The sequence below is a fragment of the Candidatus Woesearchaeota archaeon genome (genome assembly GCA_021735165.1).
Classification (GTDB): Archaea; Nanobdellota; Nanobdellia; order Woesearchaeales; family 21-14-0-10-32-9; genus JAIPET01.
This window is the reverse complement of sequence record JAIPHP010000001.1, coordinates 66,805-83,467: the sequence shown is the minus strand read 5'-3', so window position 1 is coordinate 83,467 and position 16,663 is coordinate 66,805. Positions and strand designations below refer to the sequence as shown.

The window sequence follows — 16,663 nt, the reverse complement described above, 5'->3', positions numbered from 1 at the left end:
GAATAGCCCTGCCCGGCCTCGCATGGAACTACACAATCCTAAAATCTATTAAAAAGGTGACTACAAAATACACAAAATTTAAATATGTGGTCACCTACTTAATTACTATGTTCATTGAAAAAAGAAAACTAAAAAACAACACAAAATATTATTTAGTCCATTCTTTTAGAGATGAAAATAACAAAGTCACTAAATTAAGAAAATTTCTTGGAAGTAATTTAACAGAAGAAGAATTAAAATTAAAAGAAAAAAAAGCTAAAGAAATAATCCACCAACAAATTGAATTGATGAAAACAAATATTTTTGAATTTTCATTATCAGATAAAGAAATTAGTTCATTAAATAAATATTCTGAAAAAATAAAAATAACTCATTTTGATGAAAAAGACTGGAATCAATTTACAGAAGAATTCGTATATAATACAAATGCAATAGAAGGATCAACAGTATTACAAGAAGAAATCTCTAAAATATTACAAAAAAAACAAGATCTAAATGCTGAGGAAATAGAAACGAAAGGAGTAGCAAAAGCAATTAAATTTATTAGAATTACAAAACAAGATTTATCACTAAATCTAATCTTAAAATTACATGAATTATGTTTTAAAGGTTCAAAAGAATTTGCAGGGAAATTTAGAACAGTAGAAGTTATTATACGAGGAAGAAATGGAGAGATAATCCACGCAGGAACTCCTGTAAAAGAACTACAAAAAGAATTAAATGAGTTTATTAAATGGTATAAAAAAAATAAAACTAAATTTGAACCATTAACACTTGCCTCAATCATTCACAATCAATTTGAAGATATGCACCCATTTCAAGATGGGAATGGAAGAGTAGGAAGACTATTATTAAATTTTATTTTAATAAAAAATAATTATCCACCAATAAACATACTCTTAGAAGATAGAGCACAATACTACAAAAGTCTTTACGAATATCAACATAATGATAAATTAAGACCAACATTACAATTTCTAATAAAACAGTACAAGAAACAACTAAAAAAGATAAAGTGACCACCAATTGTTTAAAATTTAAATATGTGGTCACCTAAATGTATTGATTAAAATAATTAAGATAAGAAAATTAAAGAGTCCCTCGAAAGACGTGAGACTCCGGTATAGCCCCGCCCGTTCGTCATACTATAAATACCTGCCTCGGAGTATGTTAATCAAATGTATAAAATCAAACGATATTGTCCCATATCTTGTCAAAATAAAGTTTAAATGAACTATTAACGTGATTGTTATCAATTAATATCGCCAAAGGAGGTTCTGAAATAATAATTGCAACTTTAGAACCATAAATATATGTTGTTGTAGGAGGGTCATAATCTTTAATAAATCTTATTTCTCCAAAAGATTTAGTGCTAACATCGTCTGTTGAATACATTTCAGAAATAATGATTTTTGAAGATATTTTTTTTATCTTCTTCTCTTTCTGAAATAATAGGAAAAATGGTCCAAGTAGCTCCCTTAAAGGTTTCCCAGAACCCAGAACAGAATACGATTTGTAAGTTAGAATTTCTTCAAAGATATGTTTGATGCTTTTAATACCTTGATAGATTTCAACCTTAGCATCTTCAATAGATTTTTTTTGCAATGCTTCCAATTTAGGCAGCATTCTTTTCACAGCAGAACTTCGTTCATCGACAATATCAACTATCCTCTTTGGATCGACAGCACTAAAATACTTTATTTTATTATAGATAACATAGGTTACTAAACCTTTCTCAACCAAAGAAGATAATGCATCATAAACAGTTCTTCTATGAGTGCTGATTCTTTCTGCAATCTTGCCGCCAGAAAGTTTACCTACTTTTAATAATACTAAATATATTGTTATTTCTTTTTCATTTAAATCAATGTTTTCTAAAGCAAAAGTATCCATAAACCTAATTAGGCTATAAACTATTTAAATGTTTCTTTCTGTGGTGAAATAATCACCACACAAATTAATATGGTCAGGATATTCACCATTAAATAATGACCTATGCGACCCTTAACTCAATCTTAGAAGAGATTCCCTCTCGAACGATAGAAAAGATTAACATAACCTACAAAAATAGATATTGGTACGATATTACTTTTCCTTTTAGGTTCATAAGAGACTCTTTTGACTTTGTAAACTCGCCGGAAACACACATCCTTTGGCGAGTAAAACTTGAATTGATGAATGGAAAAGACATAGAAAAAAACTATTTGTACACAAATAAATTTTATAAAAACGGAAAAGGATTTAATTATAGAATCGCTGCAGAAGGTTTTGCAGAAGAAGTGGCAAAAGAAATTAGCCAGCTTAAACTGCCTGTAACTATTTCCATTCAAGGAAGGGAAATGAAAGAATACTTTGCACGAATGAAATATTTAGAATCGCTGGGTGGATAAACAAATAGCCCTGCCTGAGCTATGTTAAAACAGTGTTTTTTAACATTTTTCTAATAAAATATTGTTTGGATAAATTTTTCTCAAACATCAAAATTCATCAGTTTGAGACTCCAAAAAGAGAAAATTGCAGACATCAAAAAGAAAGCTCTCTGATATCACGCAAAGGAGTATAGCCCCGCCCGACGGCGCCCCTAATCAGCGACCTTAAAGAACTCTTAAAAACCATTTTATTCAAATTCTTTTAACCAATCCATTATCGAAACAACTTTTATTTTCATGTCATCTATTTCAAAAAAATCATCTTGATGACGGGTAATTATTATACCTTCGGTGGCTTTTATCTTTTTCATACCTTCAACTAAACCATTAAGCTCTCTTTGTTGATTATCTAGATTAAGTTCATAACAAACTTGTATTGCAGATAAATTATTCTTTTTTATTATAAAATCACATTCATATTTTTCTTTATGAAAAAATATTTCATACCCTCTTCGTTTTAATTCTACAAAAACAAGATTTTCTAGTAATCTTCCTAAATTTTTTGAAAATTGCAAAGATGTCTGAGTTATAAATCCATTATCTACACAATACACCTTTCGCTTATTTCGAAGTTGTTTTTTTAAAGAATAATCAAACGTGTTTATTGTAAATATAAAATAAGCATCTTCTAATGCATCCATTAAAGAAATTATGGTATTTGGAGAACCAACACCCATCAAATCTTTTATTTTATTATAAGATATTTCTTTTCCTATATTTGACAATATATAAGAGACCAATCTTTCAACTATTGCTTCCTCTCGAATTCTATGACGCACTAAGACATCTTTGTAAATAATATCTTTAACTAGTGATTCTAAAATCCTTACATCTTGTTGAAGAACATATTCAGGCAACCCCCCTGAAACAAGATAATCATCAAAAAGCTTAAGTGATTCTTTTTTCTTCTTTGCCAGACAAAACTCCGAAAAATTAAAAGGATAGAGCTCTTCTGAAATATGTCTGCCAGTGAGTCTTGTACCCAATTCTTTACTCATTAAAGAACTATTGGAACCAGTTACATAAACTTCTTTTCCCGAATCCACAAGCGACCTGACATAAATCTCCCAACTATTAATGTTTTGAACTTCGTCGAGAAAATAAACACCATCATTCCCTAATACTTCTTCAAAAACAACATTTAATTTGGTAAAGTCAGAACTCTCAAAAGAAGAAAGACGTAAATCTTCAAAATGGAGATAATAAATTGGTTTTTTGTTACTAAAATATTGTCTCAATAAAGTTGATTTGCCAGATCTTCGAAGACCAGTTATGATAAGAGCAAATTTCTTTAAAGGTTTAACTTGTTTTTCTCGAGTCACACCAAAAGGTAATTCCAAATCCTTTTGCTGAGCTAAAACAACCTCTTTAAGTACATCTTTAGATAACATATTCAAATGTATTCATTTAAAATATATAAATGTTTTCATTTAAAATGAACGCATATAAACTTTTCTTAAAAACCCAAGTGTTTTTCCTTCGAATATACACAGAAATAGTATATTTTTGGTACACCGAAAATCAACAGATTTTTTAGTATTCTCAAAGATTGATAGCCCCTGCCGTTTGTCATACTATAAATACCTATCTCGGAGAATGTATATCAAATGTTATCAAAAAAATATTAGCCTGTCGCTTTTAATATATCTTCTATGTAAGCATCATTAATTGTCTTTCCAATATAACAATCAGTAAATAAATCTCTAACATTGCCTTTGATATTAGTTTCAAAAAAAGGTCTTCTTTCGATTTCAGAAAAACTTTTTAGAATGTATTGTTCTGTAATTTTCACCAAATCCTCAAGACTATTCTCAAAGGTTAATTTATATGGTTTTGTCGTGTCTTGAACATAACCAGAAAAAAGCAAACCTGTTTGACTTTTCTCTTTTTTTGTCGTTTTTTTCCAGTTTTTTTCATTCTCAAGAATATATGTTAGATATTGATTGAATAGAAATAAACCCACTTTAGGAGGATTCAGTATTTCTAAACCAGTTCCGGAAGACAGAATAAATTTGTTCATATCCTCATAAAGTTTAGTATAAAAATTGGTGTTTTCTTTGAAAGAAAATTCAAATGAAGCATATTTTATCAGAACCACTTTATTTGTAACTCCCGATAAATCTAATGCAGAAAAACCTCTTTGTTTCTTGTCTTCAAAAATTATCCCTGAATCATCAAAGTCAGCAATTACATAAAAATCTTGTTTAGATTTATATGAACATAAATCAATTAGTGATTCTTGTTGTTCTGACCAGATATTGTCAAAGTATTCTTTTGCAGACCGATAGTCTTGGTTTGTTACCATTGTAAAGTGTAATTGAAACATATATTTATAAATTTGTAATAATATCATATTACGACAAATTTATATATTTGAAATATAATTACATCTATATGGACAATACAATTTTAGTCAAAGCAGGACTTACACCACAAGAGTCAAAAGTTTACTTACATTTAATAGAATTAGGAACAACTTCAGCAGGACCACTTATAAAAAAAGCAGGGCTTCACAGAGCAGTAGTCTACAACCTCTTAGATCTTCTTATAAACAAAGGATTAGTATCATACATAATTAAAAGAAAAAAGAAATATTTCCAAGCAGAAGCATTCAATAAATTAACTGAATTTATTAAAAATAAAAAATCAGAACTTGAAAAACAAGAAGAAGAAATACAAAGAATTATTCCAGAAATGGAGAAAATAAGATCTGTTGGGCAACAACTAGAAGGCGCAGTGTATGAAGGAAAAAATGGTCTAAAAAATATATTTGAAGACATAATAAAGCAAAAAAATCATTTTTACGTGTGGGGTGCAAGTGGATCTTTCAAAAAGCTATTCCCAACATACTTTAATAATTTTCACAAGACACGAATAAAATTAAAAATATCAATGTCAATAATTTTTTCAGAAAAAATAAGAATTGAACAAAGAGAACAAGAATTACAGTCATGTAAAATAAAATATATCTCAGACGAATATATAAACCCTTCAACAACTTATGTTTATGGAAGCAGAGTTGTAATTATTCACTGGTCCGAAAAACCACTTGCATTCATGATTAAACAACAGGAAATAGCAGAAGCTTATAAAAAATATTTTAAGCTCCTATGGGAACTTTCAAAAAAATAATGGATATGAAATATGAAATAGCCTGCCTGACCCCTATCTGTTTATTTATAAATAAATCTCCGATTTTGCATTACAAAAACACAAAATTTATATACTTTGTATATGTTGTATACATTATATATGGGTGATTGGAATGGAAAAAGTAAACATAACCTCAAGCGAAAAGTCTTCAACAATAAGACTCAAACAAAAAACCAAAGACATGCTAGAAGAACTAGCCAAAGGTAAAGAAACACACGAACAAATAATCTTAAGACTAATCAAATTAGCGAATGCTCTTAATTCTGAAAAGAACACAACAATAATACAAAAAGGAAACATCATAGGAACAAAATACGAAACAGCTCATAAGACAGTACACATAAAAATAAAAAACCAAGAATACGTAGTTGTATGTAAATACAACGACATCTCAATAATCGCGCTATTACAAAACAAATCATTAAAAGAACTATCAAGGTCACAAGACCTTGACTGGCGACTTGATCTAGAAATTGTGAACATTAATAGTGGAAAAGGTTGGGAAAATCCAGAAAATGTAATTAGTAAAGAAAAAGATTTGATTTATTTTGTATGCTTAAAACAACTACTAGAAGAAATTTTCGATATAAAACTTTATCAATTTGAAACAATAGAAGACTACTTCAATAGAGATAATTGGTCAGAAGCATACGAAAAAAACAACCTATCAAAAGACTCGCTACACTACGATATAAGGAGACATTTACTATGAGTAAACCAAAATATATCTACATCCTGCCAGAATACGCAAATCTTGAAAACCTCAAAAACAATAGAGGACAATACGAAGACGAATATGTAACCACATTTTCTCAAGAAGAAATACAAATAACACTAACAGAAACAAACTCATTAGTAGAAGACGAATATTGCTTAAATCTCAAATCATCAAAATTCACACTAGAAGGCGAAACAAAAGAATCAATGATACACCACCACAAAAAAGGACACTCAGACAAACATTTACAATTCAAACTCTATGCAAAAAACCAAGAAATAAGAATATTCCTAGAAAAACTAGACGAAGAAGACTACCAAAAATGCATAAAAGGATTCCTCTACATAGCAAAAGAATTAATTGTTCAAGAACAAGAAAACAATTCAATAAAAGAAAATTTAGTTGAGTATTTCTTCAACGAAAAAATTAAGCAACTAATCCCAGAAAGCAAATACCTACTGCAAAAAATAAACGAATCATGGGGTAATCAAAAAATACTAAACAACCAAAACAAACCAATGACTCAAAACGAAATAAAAGAACTGCAAACAGAACCGCACCTGAAATTATTTCTAGAAGAATTAGATAACTAAAAAACCATTTAAAAGAAGGAGTCCACAGATTTACCGTGGATAGGGTATAGCCCCGCCCGACCTCAAGTGCCATTATTTATATATGAAACTCCGATGTTGTATTACATAATATCAGGTATATTAAATAACTCATAATTGGGTTTAAAATCTTTATTAATTGAATAATGAATCTCATGTTTTCCTGAGTTTTTGTAAAGAGAAATTTCTTTTACTAAAACCCCTTCATCTGCCAAGTCGTCTAAATGTTCTTTCACTGTAAGTCCTGGCGCAACCCTCATTATACCATCTTGAGTATGAATTTCATCTTCCAAATCACACAAATAAAATTTACCCTTATCAATGTACGACTTAACAATTGCATTGGTGTTCTCAAAAAGATTCCCCATTATATATCACCTAAAAATTAAAGAATTGCTGAACTTAAAATAATTTGCCTTTTTTGATGCAAAAATAAAGAAAAATAAGAGTCCACTAAAAGACGTGAGACTCAGATATAGCCCCGCCCGGATTTGAACCGAGGTCCCCAGCTGTCTTCCAATCTGTCTCAGGGGCTAAGCACGAAGTGCGCATGTCACTTTGCGTGTCAACCGAGCGAAACCAGTTGGCCAAAGGCTGGGATGATTGGCCGCTACACTACGGGGCTTTTTGTGTTTTGTACTGTTGAGCTCCGCAAAACGTACTCTTTTTACAAGATTTTTTGAAAAAATCTTGGTGGTATATCTGCGGGGCTGAATGTTTATGTTTGAGAAATAGGTTCAGTTTTTAAAGGTTTTGAGAAGTTAAGCTTTCAAAACCCTGAAAACTTGTTTTCAATGCTTTTCTTTAAAAATTATATTTTCTTGCTGTTTTTCAGGTTTTTATCATTCTTTGATTTTTTTCTTTTTTTTGATATGACTCCACATGCTTTCTACTTCTTGTTCTTCCATTTTTAAATCGTCTTTGAAGTAATCACGCATTTTTCTGTAGTTTTCTGTAATCCTATTTGCTACACCTCTTATTGTGTCTAGGTGTTTGCCTGTTTTTCGGCTTATTTTTCTAAAGCTCATTTTTTGAGCCATTAACTTGCATATATGAATGAATTCTTCTCTTGATATTTTCATATTTTTTCGCACATTATTTATTTTTGTAAATGTTTTTTTGCATTCTGAGCATTTGTATCTAGGCACACCGTTTTTTTGTGTTCCATATTTTATTATGTTTCCTCGCAGGTGTTTTTTGTATTTTGAACATTTTTTATTTGGGCAGGTAAGGCTTAGTGCTCGTTCGGTTATCATATTTTGTTAAGTGTGGTTGTTAGTATTTAAATAATTTGGAGTGTGAGCCATTTTTAAGAATTCTTTCGCAATATTTAAATAGAAATCAACACTTTTCTAGGTCATAATGGATTTATCAATAGCCAGAAGTTTAGCATTTAGTGCTTCCGAAAAAAAGAAGCAAGAAAAAAAGGAAAAAAAGGATTCAGTTAACATTCCTGTTGAGAAGCAAGAAAAGAACATTTTTTCTAAAAAAAAGAATCATACAATGAAATTTTATATGAGAAAAAAAGAGCCTCTTTTCATGACTGATAAAGGCGCTGTTTCTATGAGCTCATTTGTGGATGTAGGTCAATATGATCCTTTTGATCCTTATGAGTTAATTCATAATATTGAAGATGTAATATTTGAAACAAAGGAAAAAGTTATTGATGTTAAAGATAAAATATTGGCTTTGACTTATAATTCTGTGATTCAGGGCATGGTTGTAAAAGAGACTTTATTGGATACGTGGAGAGGCATTTATGATGGTAATATAAATAAGAATTTACGTAGTGAAAGAAAAGAATTTAGGAAGGATCTTTATAATGAGCTTACAAAAAAACAGCATTATCCTGATTTGAAAGCAAAAATATTATCTAATTTAGCTCCATTGCCAACTAATAATCAGTCTAAACTAGCTTATACTGGGCTATTAGCTTATTTTTTAGACGGAATACCTGTAGAAGACGTTCAAGCTTTTAAAAAGGCGACTAAGATAAATTCTGAACAAGAAGAACACTATAATAATATAAGTTCTTTATCTAGAGTGTTAAATTCTCCAAGTGGCTTTGGTCAAGTCATGGCGTGGAGTTATGGTCTTGAAAAAGTTCTGGAAACACAAGGTATGGATGCGCAGGGATTGTCTATTGGGATAACGAATTTATATGTTGCTGCTAGAACAATTGATGTGTTAAAACAAAACTATAATTTGATTAAAAATAAAGAGTATACGGAGTCTGGAACGCTAGGTTGGACGATTGGAGGATTAGCTATACAAATATTGAGTAAAGCTGAAAAATCTTTAAAGAAAAATGATTCGTTACAAATAAAACTCATGTATATTGATGAAAAATTAGAGCCTGTAACTAAGAGAATTATGCCCTGTGCTGATACTATGTCTGATTATGTATCTGAGGGCATTGATGATATTGCAAAGAAACTTAGTGATGTGACTTCTAATATGCAAAAAACTATGTTTAATAATTATAACAAGTTGTTTTCAAAAAGTCATGATTTAAACTACATCCAATAATATTAAATGGTTCTAATATCTTTAAATAGTGCATCATGCACAAGAAATAATATAAACTATCGAATTTTTCCTAAATGAAGATGCTCCTCAAAAAAATTTCTCTAAAAAATATAAGATCTTACAAAGAGTTAGAAATAACTTTTGATGAAGGTTCAACTTTATTGTCTGGAGATATAGGTTCTGGCAAAACAACTATTTTATTAGCAATAGAATTTGCATTATTTGGATTTATAAGAGGTACGATTTCAGGATCTACTCTTTTAAGACATGGTGAACGGGAAGGTATAATAAATTTAAGTTTTGAAATAGATAATAAAAATATAGAAATTCAAAGAACGTTGAAAAAAACAAGTGTGGGAATACAACAGGATTCTGGATACATAATTATGGATGCTGAAAAGACTGATCTGACTGCTGTGGAATTAAAATCAAAAATTCTAGATTTGATAGGTTATCCGGAAGATCTTCTCACAAAATCAAAATCTTTGATATTTAGGTATACAGTATATACTCCGCAAGAAGAAATGAAACTAATTCTTTTTGAAAATTCAGATGAAAGATTGGAAAAAATAAGGAAACTATTTGACATAGATAAATACAAAAGAATAACTGAAAATGCTAATTTGTACGCAAAAGAATTAAGGAATGAAATAAAATTGATGGAGCTTTTAGTCCAGGGTCAGGAAGAATTAAAAAAAGAAATAAAAGATTTAGAAGACCAGATAAAACAGCTCCAAGAACAATTTGAAAAAACAGTGATTAAAGAATTAGAAATGCAAGAAGAGGATTTAAGAAAAGAAATAGAAAAAATAGAACAACAAGAAAAATTATGCGATACAATAAAAAATAAAATACAGATGAAAAAATCAGAACTAATTAATAACGAAAAAATCATAGAGAACTTAGAAGAACAAAATAAAGAAATAAACAAAGAATTAGAAGAAATAAAATCAGAACCAAAACCGAAAATTGCAGAAGATAATCAACAACAATCAGAAAGAGAAATCAAAGCTTTAGAACATACTCCAGAGTACTACGAAAAGTTAAAAGAAGAAAACGAAAAAAAATTATTGCTAGCAAAAAATAAAATCGCAATCTTAGAAAACAACGCGGAAAATGCAAAGCAACTAATACTAAAAATAGGTTCCTTACAAAATTGTCCTACTTGCAACCAAAAAGTAACGGAAGAACATAAAATTCATGTTGAATCAGAACAGCAAGCAAAGATAACTGAATCAGAAAAACAAAAACATAACTACGAAAAGATAATTTTGATAGCCCAGACAAATCTGGAAAAAATAAATAAAAAATTACAGGATTTAAGAGAAAAAAGGCAAGAGGAACAAATACAAAAAATAAAACTAGAAAACTGGGAAAAAAGGCAAGAAAAAATAATTTTTCTAAAAGAAAAACAAAAACAGATCCAAAAGAAAGAGGAAGATCAAAAAATAAGTATCGTTGAACTAAAAAAAATCTTGAATGAATACGTTAAGCAACTTCAAACAATAAAAATAGATGAACAAATGATGTTAAAAAACAAACAGAATTTGAAGGAACTGCAACAAAAAATAAGACAACAAGAAATAGTTAAAGCGGAAATAAAACAAAAAATATATGGTAAACGAGAACAAAAGAATCAAAAACAAACAGAACTGAACAAAAAACAGGAACTTAGCAAAAATATACAAAAACAAAATAAAATACATAACTGGATAAAAAACCATTTTATCAATTTAGTCGTCAATATAGAAAAACACACATTAGCGACAATACACCAAGAATTCAATCAAAGATTTAGAGATTGGTTTAAAACTTTAATAGAAGATGAAACAATACAAGCGCAATTAAATGATACTTTTGCGCCAAGTATAAATCAAAACGGTTATGATACCGAAATAGAAAATTTAAGTGGTGGGGAAAAAACAGCAGTAGCATTAGCGTATAGATTAGCATTAAACAAAACAATAAACGATTATATAAGCAATATAAAAACAAAAGATATAATAATTTTAGATGAACCAACAGACGGGTTTAGCACAGATCAACTAGATAAAGTCCGAGATGTCCTTGAACAGTTAGGAAGCAGACAAACAATAATTGTAAGTCATGAACCAAAAATGGAAAGCTTTGTAGAAAACATAATACAGATAAGAAAGCATGATCACACATCAGAAATAGTTTAATCTTATATGCTTTGTTTATTGCAAATCCGGTTTTATAAAAAATATAAATTCTGATTTTTCTAAATTGAAGATTTAATAACAATTAAAGACTTAAATCGTATCTGAAAAAATCAATACATCAAACTAACATCAAACTAAAGAAGTTAAATTAAACAAACAAAGCATTAAAAGCCACTTACAATATCAAGTATCAAAGGGGGTAAAATTAAGTAACAGGCAAGAAATTAACTATTTCCATTTAATATCTTTGATAAAATCGGGAACAAAAAGAGCCGGAGCAACAAATTTATCTTTAATCAAATTCTTAACTAACTCAATATTTGTGAAACCTATTTTGCCAACATAGAACAATTTAATATCTTCTTCTGTTTTTATAAATTCTTTCATTTTTAAAAAACCTTCTATATATAAGTGGTCTTTGCCCAGTCCTCCTCCACGAAAAACTCTGACTGCCAGGTTCCAAGATTGATCACGACTAAAACCATACTTTAGAAACATATCAAAAATGTATTTGAAAGACTTGCCGCGATAAAAAGCATCAACAGCTAATACGCGCGCAGCATAAATTCTCAAAGTATTAATTTCAAGTTTTCCAGTTAGTTGCTCAACTAGCAAAGCACCACCCTCTTCAGTAGAATGATATTCTGGAAACCCTGACACAAACAATTTCAACCTTTGTCTAAAACCATTAGCGGCCCTCATAACATGCCAACCAACATCATGAACTAATAGTCGATCGATATCTGACTGAGCGTAAATTGTGTTCTTTCCTACAAATATTTGTTTAGTTTCTTGATGAATAACCATGTTTTTTTTATCAACCAGTTCAATTTTCCAATCATTTAAATTATTCCTAATAAGACAACCGCGAAGTTCTTTAATAAAATACTCAACATCAATATCATTAAAATAAGATAAACCACTAACTCCAACTAAAATATTTTTAGCAAAATCAAAGCACCTACTGCTAGGAACACCAAAAATCTGTTTAGATAATTTTTTTCTCTTCCTTAAATTGCCTCTACAAAGATTTAATTCGTTTAACAAAATCAATTCATTAATTTTTTTCTGATAAACTTCTTTTAAAATGCCATCAGGAACTTTTAAAGATTTTAAGGTGTCGATAAGTTTCTCAGGTTTTTCGTCAGAATCAAAAGGTAGAAACTCAAATTCAGGATTTTTCAAGTTATTGGTAAAAAAAATCTCTTTTTGAGTTTCTTCGTTGACTGGTGTTGAGTAGAAAATAGGTCTTGTCTTTTTAGATATTTCAAATAATTTCAAATCAACTTCTCCGAAAATATCTGACGGTTTCACTGCAAAAAAAATAATTAACTAATATATAATAGTTACCAATAACAAAAAACAATATAAATGAAAGCGCAAAAAAGGTATTTATGTTAGAAACAATGGGTCCTATAATTCTATTTATAGGCGCAATTTTCCTGTTGATGAAAAGTTCAGATTTTTTTACTGATGCTTCAGAAAAAATAGGTTTGCATTTTGGAATGCCAAAATTCCTAATAGGTGTAACTATTGTAGCCATTGGAACCTCATTACCAGAGTTAGTAAGTAGCATAATTGCAGTAGTAACAAATAATAGTGAAATTGTGGTTGGTAATGTAATTGGAAGCAATATAACGAATATTTTTCTTGTTTTAGCAGTAGTTGCAATAATTGCGAAAAAAATAAAGGTGGAATATGATTTGATTGGTATAGATATGCCTTTTTTATTAGGATCGGCATTCTTGCTAATATTGGCTTTGATGGACGGACAATTTTCATTAATTGAAGCAATACTTTTCATAGTGCTTACAATAATCTATATGATTTACACAGTAAAACAAGAAGAACAAAACAAAAACGTTAAACAACATAAACTTCAAAAGAAAAAATTGCCATTATCTGTGCCTATAATACTTTTACTAAGCGCTATAGGAATATATTTTGGGGCAAAATTCACAGTAGATTCTGTTGTTGCGATGTCTGAAATTTTTAAAATAGGTAAGGAAATACTTGCAGTAACTATAGTTGCGTTAGGAACATCGCTCCCTGAATTAGCAGTGAGTATAAGTGCTGCAAGAAAAGGAAGAACCGAAATGGCAATAGGAAATGTTTTAGGTTCGAATATCTTCAATTCATTTGCAATAATGGGTTTAGCAGGTTTGTTTGGAAAAATTGTTGTTCCCAACATAATGATTTCTCTAGGTCTTCCAGTTATGTTAATAGCCACGTTAATGTATTTCTTTATAACGCTAGACAAAAAAACAACTAAATGGGAAGGTTGGCTGCTGTTAATATTCTACATGTTTTTTATAGGGTATATGGCTGGAATAATGTGATTCTTCGGGGGTAGAATTGGAAGATACTTACAATGATTCTTTTATTGCGCGCTAGCGGAAGGGGTCTAGTTTCTTAGCAGACTCGGAGCAGGGATTTTCATTATAAAAAAGATTGAATTTATGAAAAAATATTAGCTATAAATAAAGAAAATGTGAGTCAATCCTCAATCTAAATGTAAAGAAAGCAAAGCTTTTGTGTACAATAAATGCAAAGTATTTATTTGTATTAAATCTCTTACGCTAGCACGCAATAATAATTTTATGGTTTTAAAATATTTAATCATCTAAGCCAAAAGTTTTTTCGAATTGACGCATTTCTTGCAATTTAGAAAGGAAATGATGTCCTCTATCTTTAATAACTATTACTTCGCGATCTTCATTTTTTTGGATTCTTTCAACAAATTCTTTGCCTATTAATTCTTCTAAATAAAGATTCATCTGTTTGTAGGAAAGATTAGATTTATACATTAAGTGAGTTGGTTTAATCTCTCCGCCTTTCTTTTGAATAGCTAAAAGCATATCTTCAATAATATCAAGTCTTCCCCGTTTTTTTCCCATATTTAAGCACCGAAATAAAAGTATATAATAAGCCGCCAAAGGCCAATAATTGAATAATTTCTGCAATAAAATAAATTAATGGATTATAAAATGCTAATAGAAAAAATAGATGACTAAGCGCATAAATAACAAAACTGACACACAAAAATTTGGTTGTGCTTAATTTATTTTTCTTGTATTTATAGTAGAATTGTAAAGTGATAAGAATGGTTATTATTAAAGATGTCAAATGAAGCACATAATAAGCTGATGTAGTCAAAAATAAGGAGAGAGTTATCAAATATAGTACTAATAGCATCATGCTCTTAGATTTTTCCTTTTGATAAACAAATAGTAATAGGAATAAACCGATTAATGTGACTAAAGCATATATCATAAACAACAAAATGAAGCCCATATTACTACAAGTATATCCGTGAGAGATATTTGCTAAAGCATAATAGCTCCAAGATAAATTATCTTTTAGATAAAATGCGCCGTATGTCAAAATCTTGAATAAAAAAGCAATACTTATCAAGATCATAGACCATGCCATATAAAGTAAAGATTTTTTCCTATGAATATTATATGCTTTAAATGCATAAATTGAAATTAACACGAGAACTATAAAACTAAACAAATCTATGATTGCATCAAATCCTATAAACCATTTAGGACCGCAAAATAATTGAACTCCCCTCATAATATTCACACCCGCAGTCTATTTATAAAATTTATGTAAAAAAAACATGAATTCTTTATTCACAGGGTATTAAAAACATAAAATAGATCTTTTTGTAAGAGGTGGTAAAATGAGAAGATTCCTACAAATACCTGAAGAAAATTATTCGGTGGAAGATTTGGAGTTAAGTGCGGAAGAGATATATGTTCTTAAAGTAAATAAAAAATATAGAAAAAATAACCAGAGTGTTTTATTGAATTTGGCAGTGCCTCAAAGTGCGCGAGTTGAAGATGCATAAAAAAAGATAAGTAATAATTTAAAAGAATACTTTTTCAAAGAAATAAAATAAGGCCTAAAGTCATTACTAAACCTATGATTATCTCGATAATGCCAACAATAATTGCGAAAATAGCAAATCCGAATCCTTTTTTGTCTTTCATTTTTTTAATGTTGGTTAAACCAATTATTCCCAATATTGTTGATGCTAGACCTAATATGATATTTAAAATGGGTATTCCTACTAAAAATATTCCTATGAAACCACAACCAAAACCCCACATGGTGCTTGTTTCAACGTCTTTTTCTGTGCCTTTAGTAGAATTTCTATTAGTATACATCTTTGAAGCTTTATCATCTAAATCTTTTGTCAACAAAATCACCTATTTTTTTTCTAAAATTACCGCGGTTCCATATACAAGGATCTCTGCTGCGCCTTGTGCAATTTGAGATGTCATAAAGCGCATCCCTATAATTCCATTGGCGCCCAATTTTTTAGCATCTTCGTCCATTCTGATGATTGCATTTTCTCTTGCTTCAGTTAAAAGATCCATGTATTGCGTTAGTTCGCCACCTGTAAGATTCTTTAAACCAGCAACGAAATCTGCACCTATCCATTTAGCACGAACACTATTTCCCCGAACAACGCCCAGAACTTCTTTAATTTTATATCCTTGTATGTCATTAATTGTCGAATGAAACACTATAATCACCTCAAAAAAATATAATATAAAAAGAGTTAAAAAATCTTCCGTTTTTATAGGCCTTTAAACCATTGTTGTGCAAATGTTCCAAGAACAGGGACTTCTTTTTTTTCGCCTTTTATTGCTGAAATTAGACCCATGATCCAAAAAACAAATACGACAACTGCAAGAATCCAACCGACAATAGGTATCCATGTCAAAACAGTGCCTGCTATCATTAAAAGCAAGGATTGTCTGATGTGAAAACTTCCTAAAGAAGTTTTTTTGTTAAGATTTAATATTAATGCGACAATCCATCCTATCCAGGTTATGTAAGATACTATTGCTATAACTTTTGCATCATCTTTTACCATATTTTCAACCTCCTAATGCTTTTGAAAGAATTTGTTAGCTTAAAAAGTTATCTAAAAAAGGAGTTTTAGTGGTGTTTTATTAAACAAACACAAACATTATTGTTACTGTAAAGTAGCGAAAGATTTATATATTGGGTTTTATTTTTTTA

The 16,663-nt window shown here is 29.7% G+C and carries 20 protein-coding genes and 1 tRNA gene; 9 read left to right on the top strand and 12 right to left on the bottom strand.

The features are described 5' to 3' along the window. The first annotated feature begins 107 nt into the window (after positions 1-107). The gene (locus K9L97_00505) at positions 108-1,019 is read left to right on the top strand and encodes a Fic family protein (protein MCF7871497.1); all 912 of its coding nucleotides are present in this window, start codon (positions 108-110) and stop codon (positions 1,017-1,019) included. A gap of 169 nt (positions 1,020-1,188) precedes the next feature. On the opposite strand, the gene K9L97_00500 is transcribed toward K9L97_00505, so the two are convergent. After that, positions 1,189-1,893, bottom strand: coding sequence for a helix-turn-helix domain-containing protein (locus tag K9L97_00500; protein ID MCF7871496.1), 705 nt, complete (start codon positions 1,891-1,893; stop codon positions 1,189-1,191). Positions 1,894-1,988: 95 nt separating this feature from the next. Between K9L97_00500 and K9L97_00495 the strand changes: the two genes are divergently transcribed. Beyond that, a complete protein-coding gene (locus K9L97_00495) occupies positions 1,989-2,390 on the top strand; it encodes a hypothetical protein (GenBank protein MCF7871495.1) in 402 nt (133 codons plus the stop codon). A 227-nt stretch (positions 2,391-2,617) separates the two neighbouring features. Here the strand turns inward: K9L97_00495 and K9L97_00490 are convergent, their stop codons facing one another. Both K9L97_00490 and K9L97_00485 read right to left on the bottom strand, forming a co-directional pair. Next, positions 2,618-3,820 carry an ATP-binding protein gene (locus K9L97_00490; GenBank protein ID MCF7871494.1) on the bottom strand — a complete coding sequence of 401 codons (1,203 nt, stop codon included), beginning with the start codon at positions 3,818-3,820 and terminating at the stop codon, positions 2,618-2,620. A 233-nt stretch (positions 3,821-4,053) separates the two neighbouring features. Next, the gene (locus tag K9L97_00485) at positions 4,054-4,734 is read right to left on the bottom strand and encodes a hypothetical protein (protein ID MCF7871493.1); all 681 of its coding nucleotides are present in this window, start codon (positions 4,732-4,734) and stop codon (positions 4,054-4,056) included. Between the two features lie 89 nt (positions 4,735-4,823). On the opposite strand from K9L97_00485, the gene K9L97_00480 reads away from it, so the two are divergent. The 3 genes from K9L97_00480 (at position 4,824) to K9L97_00470 (ending at position 6,893) form a co-directional block, all read left to right on the top strand. Continuing rightward, a complete protein-coding gene (locus K9L97_00480) occupies positions 4,824-5,561 on the top strand; it encodes a hypothetical protein (GenBank protein MCF7871492.1) in 738 nt (245 codons plus the stop codon). Between the two features lie 133 nt (positions 5,562-5,694). Then, complete coding sequence (locus tag K9L97_00475; protein MCF7871491.1) at positions 5,695-6,294, top strand: hypothetical protein; 600 nt, start codon at positions 5,695-5,697, stop codon at positions 6,292-6,294. After that, a complete protein-coding gene (locus K9L97_00470) occupies positions 6,291-6,893 on the top strand; it encodes a hypothetical protein (GenBank protein ID MCF7871490.1) in 603 nt (200 codons plus the stop codon). Before K9L97_00475 ends, K9L97_00470 begins: the two co-directional genes overlap by 4 nt. Before the next feature lie 101 nt (positions 6,894-6,994). Here the strand turns inward: K9L97_00470 and K9L97_00465 are convergent, their stop codons facing one another. The 3 genes from K9L97_00465 to K9L97_00455 all read right to left on the bottom strand — a co-directional run bounded on the left by K9L97_00465 (position 6,995) and on the right by K9L97_00455 (position 8,167). Then, the gene (locus K9L97_00465; protein ID MCF7871489.1) at positions 6,995-7,204 is read right to left on the bottom strand and encodes a hypothetical protein; all 210 of its coding nucleotides are present in this window, start codon (positions 7,202-7,204) and stop codon (positions 6,995-6,997) included. Between the two features lie 183 nt (positions 7,205-7,387). Further along, positions 7,388-7,536: transfer RNA gene (locus tag K9L97_00460), tRNA-Gln, on the bottom strand. Positions 7,537-7,753: 217 nt separating this feature from the next. Continuing rightward, entirely contained in the window at positions 7,754-8,167 is a 414-nt protein-coding gene (locus tag K9L97_00455) for a hypothetical protein (protein MCF7871488.1), read from the bottom strand. Positions 8,168-8,273: 106 nt separating this feature from the next. Between K9L97_00455 and K9L97_00450 the strand changes: the two genes are divergently transcribed. Together K9L97_00450 and K9L97_00445 are read left to right on the top strand one after the other, a co-directional pair. Continuing rightward, on the top strand, positions 8,274-9,440 hold the full coding sequence (locus tag K9L97_00450; GenBank protein ID MCF7871487.1) for a hypothetical protein: 1,167 nt from the start codon (positions 8,274-8,276) through the stop codon (positions 9,438-9,440). A gap of 74 nt (positions 9,441-9,514) precedes the next feature. Next, on the top strand, positions 9,515-11,623 hold the full coding sequence (locus K9L97_00445) for an AAA family ATPase (protein ID MCF7871486.1): 2,109 nt from the start codon (positions 9,515-9,517) through the stop codon (positions 11,621-11,623). 228 nt (positions 11,624-11,851) lie between these two features. Here K9L97_00445 and K9L97_00440 read toward each other — a convergent pair whose 3' ends face one another. Then, a complete protein-coding gene (locus tag K9L97_00440; GenBank protein MCF7871485.1) occupies positions 11,852-12,937 on the bottom strand; it encodes a DUF1704 domain-containing protein in 1,086 nt (361 codons plus the stop codon). A 92-nt stretch (positions 12,938-13,029) separates the two neighbouring features. Here K9L97_00440 and K9L97_00435 point away from each other — a divergent pair, with 92 nt between their 5' ends. After that, positions 13,030-13,962, top strand: a complete 933-nt coding sequence (locus tag K9L97_00435) for a calcium/sodium antiporter (protein MCF7871484.1) — start codon at positions 13,030-13,032, stop codon at positions 13,960-13,962. Between the two features lie 276 nt (positions 13,963-14,238). Here K9L97_00435 and K9L97_00430 read toward each other — a convergent pair whose 3' ends face one another. Next, on the bottom strand, positions 14,239-14,520 hold the full coding sequence (locus K9L97_00430) for a hypothetical protein (GenBank protein MCF7871483.1): 282 nt from the start codon (positions 14,518-14,520) through the stop codon (positions 14,239-14,241). Further along, positions 14,495-15,202, bottom strand: coding sequence for a hypothetical protein (locus K9L97_00425; GenBank protein ID MCF7871482.1), 708 nt, complete (start codon positions 15,200-15,202; stop codon positions 14,495-14,497). Before K9L97_00425 ends, K9L97_00430 begins: the two co-directional genes overlap by 26 nt. A 109-nt stretch (positions 15,203-15,311) precedes the next feature. Between K9L97_00425 and K9L97_00420 the strand changes: the two genes are divergently transcribed. Beyond that, the gene (locus K9L97_00420; protein MCF7871481.1) at positions 15,312-15,479 is read left to right on the top strand and encodes a hypothetical protein; all 168 of its coding nucleotides are present in this window, start codon (positions 15,312-15,314) and stop codon (positions 15,477-15,479) included. Between the two features lie 34 nt (positions 15,480-15,513). Here K9L97_00420 and K9L97_00415 read toward each other — a convergent pair whose 3' ends face one another. Genes K9L97_00415 through K9L97_00405 form a run of 3 tightly spaced genes read right to left on the bottom strand, consistent with a single transcriptional unit; the run spans position 15,514 to position 16,514 of the window. Next, positions 15,514-15,831 carry a hypothetical protein gene (locus tag K9L97_00415; protein ID MCF7871480.1) on the bottom strand — a complete coding sequence of 106 codons (318 nt, stop codon included), beginning with the start codon at positions 15,829-15,831 and terminating at the stop codon, positions 15,514-15,516. 9 nt (positions 15,832-15,840) lie between these two features. Beyond that, positions 15,841-16,161 (bottom strand): YbjQ family protein, encoded by a 321-nt coding sequence (locus K9L97_00410; protein MCF7871479.1) that lies wholly within the window; start codon positions 16,159-16,161, stop codon positions 15,841-15,843. Positions 16,162-16,214: 53 nt separating this feature from the next. Then, positions 16,215-16,514 carry a hypothetical protein gene (locus K9L97_00405; GenBank protein MCF7871478.1) on the bottom strand — a complete coding sequence of 100 codons (300 nt, stop codon included), beginning with the start codon at positions 16,512-16,514 and terminating at the stop codon, positions 16,215-16,217. Between the last annotated feature and the right edge of the window lie 149 nt (positions 16,515-16,663).

Coding starts and splice junctions, on each gene's coding strand:
- K9L97_00505 (MCF7871497.1), top strand. CDS start 108: ATGTTCATTGAAAAAAGAAAACTAAAAAACAACACAAAATATTATTTA.
- K9L97_00500 (MCF7871496.1), bottom strand. CDS start 1,893: ATGGATACTTTTGCTTTAGAAAACATTGATTTAAATGAAAAAGAAATA.
- K9L97_00495 (MCF7871495.1), top strand. CDS start 1,989: ATGACCTATGCGACCCTTAACTCAATCTTAGAAGAGATTCCCTCTCGA.
- K9L97_00490 (MCF7871494.1), bottom strand. CDS start 3,820: ATGTTATCTAAAGATGTACTTAAAGAGGTTGTTTTAGCTCAGCAAAAG.
- K9L97_00485 (MCF7871493.1), bottom strand. CDS start 4,734: ATGGTAACAAACCAAGACTATCGGTCTGCAAAAGAATACTTTGACAAT.
- K9L97_00480 (MCF7871492.1), top strand. CDS start 4,824: ATGGACAATACAATTTTAGTCAAAGCAGGACTTACACCACAAGAGTCA.
- K9L97_00475 (MCF7871491.1), top strand. CDS start 5,695: ATGGAAAAAGTAAACATAACCTCAAGCGAAAAGTCTTCAACAATAAGA.
- K9L97_00470 (MCF7871490.1), top strand. CDS start 6,291: ATGAGTAAACCAAAATATATCTACATCCTGCCAGAATACGCAAATCTT.
- K9L97_00455 (MCF7871488.1), bottom strand. CDS start 8,167: ATGATAACCGAACGAGCACTAAGCCTTACCTGCCCAAATAAAAAATGT.
- K9L97_00450 (MCF7871487.1), top strand. CDS start 8,274: ATGGATTTATCAATAGCCAGAAGTTTAGCATTTAGTGCTTCCGAAAAA.
- K9L97_00445 (MCF7871486.1), top strand. CDS start 9,515: ATGAAGATGCTCCTCAAAAAAATTTCTCTAAAAAATATAAGATCTTAC.
- K9L97_00435 (MCF7871484.1), top strand. CDS start 13,030: ATGGGTCCTATAATTCTATTTATAGGCGCAATTTTCCTGTTGATGAAA.
- K9L97_00430 (MCF7871483.1), bottom strand. CDS start 14,520: ATGGGAAAAAAACGGGGAAGACTTGATATTATTGAAGATATGCTTTTA.
- K9L97_00425 (MCF7871482.1), bottom strand. CDS start 15,202: ATGAGGGGAGTTCAATTATTTTGCGGTCCTAAATGGTTTATAGGATTT.
- K9L97_00420 (MCF7871481.1), top strand. CDS start 15,312: ATGAGAAGATTCCTACAAATACCTGAAGAAAATTATTCGGTGGAAGAT.
- K9L97_00405 (MCF7871478.1), bottom strand. CDS start 16,514: ATGGTAAAAGATGATGCAAAAGTTATAGCAATAGTATCTTACATAACC.